An 11,035-nucleotide genomic window follows, 5' to 3' on the forward strand; every position below is an offset into this window, starting at 1 on the left:
AACTATACCTAATTATTTGCCAATTCTTGTTCTGTGACAGGAAGATGCCTACTCCTAATCCATTTTTGTATTCCATAGATAACCACTGTTATTCCAACTGCAATAAGAATTGCCTGAATAACAGAACCATAAGGTGAAGTAATGCCTAAAGGTGATAAAATCAGATAGAGCAACAGGAACAAACAACCTAACCCCCAGGCGCATAAAGAACCATATTTCCATGGCGTCATCTCAACATCATTTGTAACAGCCTGTTGATATTCTTCTTCCATTGGTTTGAAATAACGAATAGTTAGCATAATCCCCAGCATCAATATCAAATTTAATCCAACAAGATTCAGCCAATGTAACTTAATAAAACCAAAATCATCTTTAAAAATAAAATGCGATATATAGAAAAATACCATGCCAAAAACCAATCCAACATATCCGCTAAGAGCCGGAGCTCGTTTTGATATAATACCAAGGAGTACTACAGCAAAAATGGGCACATTGATTACAGCCATAATGGTTCTCATTAGAGTATATAATGAGTTGGCATTCGCGATATATGGTGCTGCAATAATACAGATGACCGTGGTAGCAATGCCAAATATTTTTCCAACTCTTACTGTCTGAATATCACTCGCTTCAGGATTAACTATTTGTTTATATATATCTAAACTAATCAATGTTGACAGACTATTAATGCCACTGTTAAATGAGCTGAGGATGGCTCCAAACATAGCTGCACCAAATAGTCCTGTCAGCCATGATGGTAATACCGCTTGTACCAAGGTTGGATAAGAAATATCAGCATTAATGATATTCGTCGATACCCCATCCTGAAGTTTAAAAGGTATGTGTAACATACCCCGCTGGTGTAGGTGCCAGGCGACAATGCCCGGAAGCACCAACATCAAAACACCGACAATTTTTAGTAACCCTGCCGCTAGAGCTCCCTTCTGACTTTCAGCCAAATTCTTAGCTGCAAGTGCACGTTGTACAATAGCCTGATTTGTACACCAATAAAACAAGTTTATTATAATCACACCAGATATCATCCCATGCCATGGAATATTAGCATTCTCTGTAATCCCTGGGGCATTTAGGCGTTCAGGTGCATCTGTAATCAGTATATTAACCCCTTGTGAGAAACTACCTTCACCTAAGCTAAAAAGAGCTAAAACGGGGACTAACAAACCACATATCAAAAGAGAAACGCCATTTATGGTATCAGAAACAGCAACCGCTTTTAGACCACCAAAAACTGCATATATACCACCGATCACACCAATACTAATAACCATAACCCAGATTGTTTGATTGAAGGTAAGTCCAAAAATATCACTAACATTAAATAACTTACCTAAAGTAATCGCTCCGGCGTACAGTACAAAAGGGAGAAAACCAATTACAATGGCATAAATAAAAATAAATGAAGAAACCAACCGCATTCTTCTACCAAAACGATTCTCTAAAAACTGAGGAACTGTACTAATACCCGATCTCAAATATCTGGGTAAGAAAACAAAAGCAAGAACAATAAGAGTTAACGCCGATGTAGCTTCCCATGCCATAACATTGGCACCGTTCATAAAGGCATTGGCATTAAGACCCGTAAGCTGTTCAGCTGAAATATTAGTTAAAAATAAGGATCCGGCAATAATGTACCATGGTAGGCTTCTTCCAGCTAAGAAGTATCCTTCAACTTGATTAAGATTTTCCTTGCGAGTCTTTAAGTAAGAGATTAAAGCAACTAAACATGTAAAAAACAAGAATGAGACTAAAGTAAACATGTTGTGCCTCCCTTTATTTGATTATGATTAATATTTAACATTGTTCTATCCTTCTCACAGTAATAATATCTACTTATTGCTATATTTATGTCTTACAAATTACTTTGTGTTTCAGATTTTGAACTTAAAAACAGATATCACAATGGAAGAAATGTCATGAATGATGTAAAAAACGATTCACTTCACAACGATGTGATTTCGATCAACCAAAACATTAATATCTCGGGACTGACTCTATTATCACTCTGGGACACTATTGGAGATCCCAGTACTTACCGGGTTATCTGGCCTAAAGACCGTCTGTTACCTTTGCGAGATAATACCATTGTCGCCGTTTATTCAAGACGGGGCCACGGCCAGATTCACTTAAAAAACAATAAAATAATAAGTCTTGATGGACATTGTGTAGTATTTCTGGTTCCAGCAGACATTACTCATTACTTCTGTTGTGATTTGATATGGGAGTTAAACTGGATGGAATTCATTTCTACCGGGGCTAGTGTTTTTCCGCTTGAACAAGTAATTACATTAGAAGAGGAAAGCATGAAAAATGAAATAAAAACAGCCATAGACTCTCTTAAAAAAAATGACTTAAAATTCGATAGATTAGGTGTAGCCATGATTAACAAATTAATTTATGAATGGTTAGTCTTTGCCGACTTATCAGCTGAATCAAATACTGAATTAGAAAAAGTAAAAAAGGTTGTAGCTGAAATTCATTTAAAAATAGATAAAAAATGGACAATAAAGGAGCTCGCATCTATTGTAAATTGTAGCGAATCACATCTACGTAAATTGTTTATTCAATATATAAAAAAATCCCCAAAAGAATATTTGCTTGATGCTAAATTAGATTATGCTTATGCATCTCTATCCCATCAACATTGTACTATAAATCAAATATCAAGAGAGTTGGGATTTTATGATAATTTTCATTTTAGTAAAGCATTTAAAAATAAATTTGGCTTTTCACCATCTAAAAAAGAGCTATATAAAATACTATAGTAATAGATATTATACTCACTCTTTCAAGTCGGGAAAATGAAAAATGTCAACCAGCTTAAATACTCTGTCACTGTACTGATACTGAAAAATACAACAATTCGGGATCCCATTTTTTAGTACTTTATTCGGGTCATGCCAATGAGACAGGAACTGCTTGCAGGCTCCGGCATGTGATACAGCAAGTACAGAATCATGCTCATCCTGCTCCATGATATGAGTACAGGTCTCCAGCATACGTTCACGCAATTGCTGCCGGGATTCGCCACCGAATTGCACATAGTGACTATCCCGCGAGGAATACTCAGGATGAAGGTCTTCACTTTCCGATTCATACACCCCAAAGTTCATTTCCCTCAGACCCTTTAACCGCTTATAAGACATTCGGTTTCGAGTAACAAGTTCAGCGGTATCACAGGCGCGTTCAGAAGAAGAACTGTATAAGTGATCCAGCTTTATCGTATCAAAAAATTTTGCGGCTTCCTGTGCCTGCCGGATACCATTTTGAGTTAATGGTGAATCACACCATCCTTGGATTTTACGTCTGGTATTAAACAGGGTCTCTCCATGACGCATTAAATAAAAAGTTTTTGTCATAACAATTCCATCAGAGACATTCCATTACGAGATTATAACTCTGAGCGAGCATATAATCCAAATTGCGACTCCAGTTCTGCTACTTTCCAAAGCAGTTGATGGATATTAATCAGCAGATATGCTACAAGTCAAAAAGCATGTGAGCAGTTGATATTAAAAGGCTAATAATCTTTATGATAAAACAGACCCGATACACTCTCTACGGTGGTCTCGCGATCCTATTATGGAGCGGACTGGTTGGCTGTGCCCGTTTAGGTATGGAACAGTTTGGCCCACTAGGTGGTGCTGCATGCTTATATAGTCTAAGTTCGCTGCTACTGATTAAATTTGTCGGATTACCTAAACTCAGAACTTTTGGCTGGAGCTATTTTATCCTCGGCAGCCTGATGTTTGCCAGTTATGAAGTACTGTTCTCCCTTTCTTTCGGTATGGCCAATTCTCGAATGCAGGCAATTGAAGTTTCAATTGTTAATTATTTATGGCCAGCTCTAACGGTTTTATTTGCCATAATCCTCACCAAGCCAAAAACTAAGATTTTTATTTATCCCAGCCTGTTTCTTGCTTTTTCCGGTGTAATATTAAGCATTAGTGGCGGAAAAAATCTTTCTGTCAACGGATGGATTGCGAATGTCAGCAGTAATCCATCCGTATACCTAATGGCTCTGACCGGTGCTTTTATCTGGGCTGGCTACTGTAATCTGACCAAACAGCAAAAAAATAACGGTAATCTGATCACCGTTTTTTTTATTGTTACAGCCATCACGTTATGGGTTAAGTTTCTTTTAACACCCGACAGCATTATGACGTTTTCCTGGTCAGGTCTTAGCTATCTGGCCATCTCCAGTATTATGATGGCCGGCGGCTATGGGTTATGGAATATTGCTATCGTTGGCGGGAATATGATGTTTCTGGCAACCTTATCTTACTTCGTCCCCATATTCTCAGCCATACTCTCATCGTTAACGTTATCCGTTTTACTCCCAGAATCTTTTTGGCTGGGTGTCGCTATGGTGACTCTGGGTTCTCTTATGTGTTGGTGGTCAACCAGAGAGGAACCACTCACACCGGAACCGGACTACTAATTTCCCAAAAATACAAGTGAATCTGAATCGGTAAATTCTTCGCTTGTTTCCATCTCAGAAGGAGGTAATTCACGAGATCTATGCTTAGCTTTATACATTTCAGCGTCTGTATGCAGCAGCACTTCTTCCAGTGTCATGTGCTTATTTCTTCGCTGTGATATACCTATTGCCGTCGTGACAGAAAATTTTAATTTTCTTTGTGAATCAACAAAAACGAAATACTCAAGATTCGCAATAGAATTTAATACGTTATCGTCTCGATCATCACTGGTTAATATAAATTCATCTCCTCCCATACGATAAGCAGAACCCTTCCAATAAAGATTAATCCTATCCGTTAACACTTTTAACACATTATCACCAACAGCATGTCCTAATGTGTCATTAATCGATTTGAATTTATTCACATCCAGATATACAACTGTATGCCAAGCCGGTATTCCTCGTGCATATTTTCGGTACAATGCACGACGGTTCTTAAGTCTTGTCAAATTGTCGGTCGTTGACTGGACATGAAGATAATAAGCAACAACACCAACTAAAGTAAGAAGTAAGAAAAGAAACCACAATCGATAACGATTAAATTTTTTCTCTGCTAACAAAGTAGCACGCCAATCAGGAATAATATTATATTTATTTACGATCTTAGGTAGATTAAGCATTTGAATTGCTTCAGAAAACAAAGGCGCAAGCCTCTTTCCCGTTTCATTCATAGCAAATGCAACTGCTACCTGAGGAGAATAAAAGTTGCCAATGAGTGTTTCCTCTTCAATAGGCAATAGCTTCTCTGAATTTAATAATAAATGATTATAATTGACTCGACTTAATACCATATAATCAATTTTATTTTCTAGTAATGCTTCGACTTTATCATCTTGGTTTGTATATCTATACAAAACCTTATTCGGCAACATTCGAGTTAATAAATTATCATAAAAATCATTCTTTATAACTCCAATTTTTTCCGTGATGAGCTCAGAAATATTACCATATACATTATTTTTATAATTTTCCCTTTTTATTAAAACTACCTCAGGAAAGTAAAATGGTTCACTAAAATACATATAAGGTTTTCGTGTCTGAGAAATAATCATAGGAGAAAGAATATCAATTCGATTTTCCAACAAATCGGAATACATACTTTCCCAAGTCTCATCTTTTTTACTAATAATTTCACACTTAATAGATAATATATCACATGCCTGAGAGACAACATCTACACTAATACCTTCGACGCTACCATCCTCTTTATACATTGTATACTCATCCAAGTTTTCTGATTTAACCTTATATGTCCGGTTTAAGTCTAATCCACTTTTTTTCACGGTCTGACGTAAAGACTGTTCGCGAATAGTAAATTGATATTCCTTAATTGCAGCACTCAATATCTTTTGCACAGCTTCACTGTGTGCATATTTCTGAATCTGTTCCAGTAAATCGGTATGTCGTCCCGTTGGTGCTACAATTGATACCGGTTTAATAGGAATCTGATCATTCAAGATTTCGGCCTCAAACCCCTTCATAACCATGGGTTTAAGCTGATTTATGGCATCAACTACACCATCAACTCGATTACTCCTTAGAAGCGCTACTGCAGCATCATGTCCGAGGTAAGACACTTGTAAAAGCTCAGGATAATACTCATGAATTAAACTTCCATAAATCGTCCCTTCAGGAATTCCCACAATTTTAATCTCATTTAACCGGGTTCTTTTTTTACTAAAAAGATAGGTATATTCGATATTAGTTGGACGTGATATTTCAAAGAGTTTCGCTCTTTCTTCCGTAAAAGTAACATTTGCAGCAAAATCAGCGTTTCCTGTTTCAATTGCCTTCAAGATCGCATCAAAGCTTGGGTAAGTAACATACTTAACAATGAAATTGAAATGTTTCGATGCAGCATTGAATAATGCCCGTGTGGTTATGTCATCCGCTTCAACAGCTATGTTATAAACTTTGAGAGATGAATAGCTATTAGCATAGGCAAAATTACTGCATACTGCTAACCATAAATAACTCATTGTCAATAATATAACTCTGCACATAATGTAATAAATAGTTATGTTTAATATAATTGTAATAATACACTCAAAAACATGTCAGATATACAATCTTTTTCTTATACAATTTGACAACAAACAAAAAAACCACCATATGGATTTCTTTAGGTTTTTTATCTTGAATAGTCATTCATAACAGAAAAAACACTCTGATTTTTACTCTATTTTTCAAATTAATAATCCATAGAACGCATATTTCTTCAAGTTTCCAGACAGAAGTTCGCCATTCTGCATCTTGAGGTTATTTAGGTATATACTGAACATCGACTTGTATAAGGATACTGCTCATCTTTAAGTGTGTGTCTAGTATCAACCAAACGAATGAAGGGATAACTACCATGAAAATAGCAGTAATTGGTGCCGGTGCTATGGGATGTTTATATGGTGCTTATCTAAGTAAACACAATAGCGTCTATATGATTGATACTCAGGAAACACAAGTGCTGGCAATCAAAGACCATGGGATATCAGTAAAAGAAGTTAATAGTGAAATTGCACTTTTCCAGAATACAAGGGCCTTCCTTTCTGGGACATGTATAGAAAAAGTGGATATGGTCATTGTTTTTGTGAAATCAACCTACACAGAACAGGCCTTAGAACAAAATCGACACCTTTTTCAAGAATCAACCTTAGTAGTAAGTCTGCAAAACGGAGCCGGAAATGACAGAAAAATTGAAAAGTATGTAAAAAAAGAGAACATCATTATTGGTACAAGTAGACATAATGCAGTTAATCTTGGAATGGGTAAAATCAAGCACCCAGCCAAAGGAGAGACGACCATTGGCAGTAACTATAATGCAGAAAAAGAGGTTAACATCGTATCAGATATTCTAACCGAAGCCGGTTTTGATGTTGTTGTCACCGATGATATTCAAAGAATTATCTGGAGTAAGCTACTGGTAAATCTTTCGGTCAACACATTTACAGCCATAACACAAACTCCTATTGGCTATATGATTAAAAATCAGTATGCCTGGGATTTTGCTAAAAGACTCATTTATGAAGCAATTGAAGTAGCTGAAGCTGATGGTACTTATTTTGACAGACGTGAAGCCCTGAACATGGTTAAAGAGGTTTGCAAGACCGCAGGGGACGGATATTCATCCATGTATCAGGACAGAAAAAATCAGATAAAAATGGAAATTGATGCCATCAATGGCGCTATTGTGGAACAGGCTAAACAATATGGCGTCCCCACACCGTATAACACTTTAATCGTTGCTCTTATACACGCAATCGAAGGCGCTTACGACCTGTATGACTAACCGGCTTATCGTGGTAATACTCTAAGAGTCACCACAGCGCAAAGGCCATGTGGTGGATGGATGGCGATGACCTGACAGATCAACCTCTCACTTTTGTATACGGAGTTGTATCTATTTAGTCTTCCCGACGGTATCCTTACCCGGACGCCTCAAAAGATAGAGAATTGGCGTTATGAATTGTATTTTAAGTATCTGGAAAAGGTTGGGATGACTCATGTCTGATGTATCCACGAATGTAACGAACTCACCACTATTGCAAACTGTACTCGACACCCTGAACTCTGGTTGGGGCTATACAATCGGAGGGATCCTTCTGATTGCTGCAGGTGGTTATTATGGTATTAAAAAAGCGAATACTCCCCGCTTTGTGATCAAGCAAATCCGCAGACGTAACCTTAAAGAGATGAAAAAACTCGGTGCCGAAAATACCGAAGTTATGGCCGATCTGGATCAGTTGCTGGATTCGGTTGAATCTTATGCTACCAAACAAAAGATGACAGGTTCAGCCATGTCAGCTCTGCTGGCTCCACTACAACAATCCGCCTCCGGCCAGTCAGGAAAAAATGCCTATCAGTCCATGGCTCATATCGCAAAAAGTATTGGTGATTCCGCACTTGCCGGAACCTTGCAACAAAAAGCCAAACAAGTAAAAACCAGTTCTCCACTGATGGCCGGCCTGTTAAAACGCGCCGGGATCTAACCTTATTTTTCTGCCGCCTCTGCGGTGGAAAAAACCTGCTAATTATTTTCTCAAAATTTGAAAATTTTTATTGCGCAGATAGGGATCGGATATTACTATCTGCGCGCTTCTTGATGATAGCCAATCCGAGTACATCACAGGCTGTTTGTGACAAGGCGATAGAGCAACTATCCAAGAGTGACTTTGACTGCGGTTTCCGCGCTTATTGACGCTCAACTTTTCATCATGGAATGAAAAGTGACTATCCTTGGAGGTGGCTATGACACACACCGTGTTAGACTTTTCTGCTTTCTCATCTTCAGCTCTTACTGCTGAAGAAACCCAACTTATTGAATCTTCTGTTGCACAATTCGGTGCTCCGTTGCTTTTACTGGACTGTGATATTGTCAGACAACAATATCAAGCACTGAGTAATGCATTGCCGAACGTAACGCTGCACTTTGCTCTGAAGCCATTACCACACCCGGCAGTAGTAAGAACTTTACTGTCAGAAGGTGCCAGCTTTGATCTGGCCACCTCCGGTGAAGTTGCATTGGTTGCAGCACATAACGTACCGGCAGAAAAAACCATTCATACTCACCCGATTAAGCGTGATCAGGATATCCGGGATGCACTGGCTTACGGATGCAGTGTATTTGTGGTTGATAACCTGAATGAACTGGAAAAATTTATTGCATACAAAGACGAAACTGAACTGCTTGTCCGTCTGAGTTTCCGTAATGCAGAAGCATTTGCTGACTTATCCAAAAAATTTGGCTGTAGTCCGGAATCAGCGATACAAATTATGACGAAGGCAAAAGAACTTGGTATCCGTATCAAAGGGTTGTCTTTCCATGTCGGCTCACAAACTGCAAGCCCGCAAAAATATGTTGATGCGATTAACGTTTGTAATGAACTGATGCATAAAGTGGTTTCTCTTAACTTACCAGCACTGAGCACTCTGGATATCGGCGGTGGTTTCCCTGTCAGCTATTCAGACCAGATGATGCCAATTGATGAATTCTGTGAGCCAATTAATGACGCTCTGGCACAACTACCCGAAACTGTCATGGTTCTGGCAGAGCCCGGACGGTTTATCGTGGCACAAGCTGTCACCAGCGTCGCTTCTGTTATGGGCCAGGCTGAGCGGGACGGAAAAACCTGGTACTATCTGGATGATGGTATCTATGGTTCTTTCAGCGGACTGATGTTTGATTCAGGTAATTATCCGCTTGTAACACTGAGACAGGACACAGAGCGTTATCCGAGCGTACTTGCCGGGCCGACTTGTGACAGTATTGATGTGGTATCAGAAAACATTATGCTGCCAAAACTGGAAAACGGTGATCTCATTATTGGCCGCATGATGGGCGCCTACACCAGCGCAACGGCCACTGACTTTAACTTCTTTAAACGTGCTCAATGCATTGTATTAAATGAAGCGACAAGTAAAGAAGTACTAATGGGATGACATCTGTCAGATGACAGATACACACACCAGCAGACTGGTAGCAATCTTTGTCGCTGCCAGTCTCTCTCCTTGCTTACGCTAACAGATTATCTATCCAGCGGGCAGCCAGATGTGGCCACTGATCGTGAGTCCCTGATGTGTCACGTAATGCAAACCCGTGTGGTGCTTGCGGATAGATATGTGCTTCGACATCCCCTCCGTTCTCTTGCGCTGTTTTTATCATATTCAAAGCATGATCAACCGGTACCGACTGGTCGTGCAGTGCATAAACCAAAAAAACCGGTACAGACGGAATTGCATGTGGTTCATTCTGAATACCTATTGCCCATGCATCATAAAAATTCTGCTTTTCTGCAGGAGGATAATCCGGTTTACCTACCGGAGACTTATATTTTCGGTGATTAGCATTAATAGGCGCATAGGCAATCAATGCACCTTTTGCAGCCAGCGGGTTTTTCTGGCATGCCATAACACCGGCCAAATGCCCCCCGGAAGAAAGTCCGACATGAAGCAGAGGTAATTCACTTCTTCCTTTAATAAAATCCAGACAAGCCAGCCCATCCTGCAACGCAATATCAGCCGGATAAACACCACCGGAATTATCTTCTGCACCAGGCAACCTGTGTGTTACAACATAAGCATCGATACCCATTTCAGCCAGCCACAGTGCAACCTCTACTCCTTCTTTATCATAAACTAGCTCAAGATAACCGCCACCACCATACACCAGTGCCTGTGCGCGGGCAGGCTTTCTGGCACGAAAATAATGCAGTTCTAAACGTGTAACCTGAGTGTAATATCTGTTCGGCCATTCACCTTGCAGATGATTGGCATCACCTTCAGTAGTCAAACAAAACTTCTCATCCGGAGACACCATATCAGTCATAGGAAATTGCATACCATTCCTTATCAGTTAGTGATTTATTGTAGATATCATTCCCGTCCGCAACCAAAAAGTAAACAGCGTTTTATATTTTTTGTATTAATACAATCAAAATCACACACACAGCATTAAAGCATCCTCTCACCATAAAAAAATAATTTATCATTTTTATATTGGCATTTTTCCATAAAATGATAATATCGATGTATAAAGTAATT

The 11,035-nt window shown here is 39.0% G+C and carries 9 protein-coding genes; 5 read left to right on the top strand and 4 right to left on the bottom strand.

What is annotated here, in order from left to right:
• Positions 1 to 8: 8 nt before the first annotated feature.
• A complete protein-coding gene (locus tag CSW98_RS06780) occupies positions 9 to 1,778 on the bottom strand; it encodes a solute:sodium symporter family transporter (protein ID WP_100799710.1) in 1,770 nt (589 codons plus the stop codon).
• Positions 1,779 to 1,934: 156 nt separating this feature from the next.
• Here CSW98_RS06780 and CSW98_RS06785 point away from each other — a divergent pair, with 156 nt between their 5' ends.
• Positions 1,935 to 2,783: a helix-turn-helix transcriptional regulator gene (locus CSW98_RS06785; RefSeq protein WP_157810350.1), complete on the top strand. Its 849-nt coding sequence runs from the start codon at positions 1,935 to 1,937 to the stop codon at positions 2,781 to 2,783.
• 15 nt (positions 2,784 to 2,798) lie between these two features.
• Here CSW98_RS06785 and CSW98_RS06790 read toward each other — a convergent pair whose 3' ends face one another.
• Positions 2,799 to 3,377, bottom strand: coding sequence for a histidine phosphatase family protein (locus tag CSW98_RS06790; RefSeq protein WP_100799712.1), 579 nt, complete (start codon positions 3,375 to 3,377; stop codon positions 2,799 to 2,801).
• 173 nt (positions 3,378 to 3,550) lie between these two features.
• On the opposite strand from CSW98_RS06790, the gene yddG reads away from it, so the two are divergent.
• Positions 3,551 to 4,459 carry an aromatic amino acid DMT transporter YddG gene (gene yddG, locus CSW98_RS06795; RefSeq protein ID WP_100799713.1) on the top strand — a complete coding sequence of 303 codons (909 nt, stop codon included), beginning with the start codon at positions 3,551 to 3,553 and terminating at the stop codon, positions 4,457 to 4,459.
• Here the strand turns inward: yddG and CSW98_RS06800 are convergent.
• Positions 4,456 to 6,480, bottom strand: coding sequence for a GGDEF domain-containing protein (locus CSW98_RS06800; protein WP_100799714.1), 2,025 nt, complete (start codon positions 6,478 to 6,480; stop codon positions 4,456 to 4,458). The two genes, yddG and CSW98_RS06800, sit on opposite strands and share 4 nt — an antisense overlap.
• A gap of 377 nt (positions 6,481 to 6,857) precedes the next feature.
• Here CSW98_RS06800 and CSW98_RS06805 point away from each other — a divergent pair, with 377 nt between their 5' ends.
• The 3 genes from CSW98_RS06805 to CSW98_RS06815 all read left to right on the top strand — a co-directional run bounded on the left by CSW98_RS06805 (position 6,858) and on the right by CSW98_RS06815 (position 9,934).
• Positions 6,858 to 7,784, top strand: a complete 927-nt coding sequence (locus CSW98_RS06805) for a ketopantoate reductase family protein (RefSeq protein ID WP_100799715.1) — start codon at positions 6,858 to 6,860, stop codon at positions 7,782 to 7,784.
• A gap of 214 nt (positions 7,785 to 7,998) precedes the next feature.
• Complete coding sequence (locus CSW98_RS06810) at positions 7,999 to 8,484, top strand: hypothetical protein (RefSeq protein WP_100799716.1); 486 nt, start codon at positions 7,999 to 8,001, stop codon at positions 8,482 to 8,484.
• A 259-nt stretch (positions 8,485 to 8,743) separates the two neighbouring features.
• Entirely contained in the window at positions 8,744 to 9,934 is a 1,191-nt protein-coding gene (locus tag CSW98_RS06815) for a type III PLP-dependent enzyme (protein ID WP_232733487.1), read from the top strand.
• A 73-nt stretch (positions 9,935 to 10,007) separates the two neighbouring features.
• On the opposite strand, the gene CSW98_RS06820 is transcribed toward CSW98_RS06815, so the two are convergent.
• Positions 10,008 to 10,832 (bottom strand): alpha/beta hydrolase, encoded by an 825-nt coding sequence (locus CSW98_RS06820; RefSeq protein ID WP_198517299.1) that lies wholly within the window; start codon positions 10,830 to 10,832, stop codon positions 10,008 to 10,010.
• Positions 10,833 to 11,035: the final 203 nt, after the last annotated feature.

Source organism: Vibrio sp. HA2012, from assembly GCF_002812955.1.
In the GTDB taxonomy this organism is placed as follows: Bacteria; Pseudomonadota; Gammaproteobacteria; order Enterobacterales; family Vibrionaceae; genus Vibrio.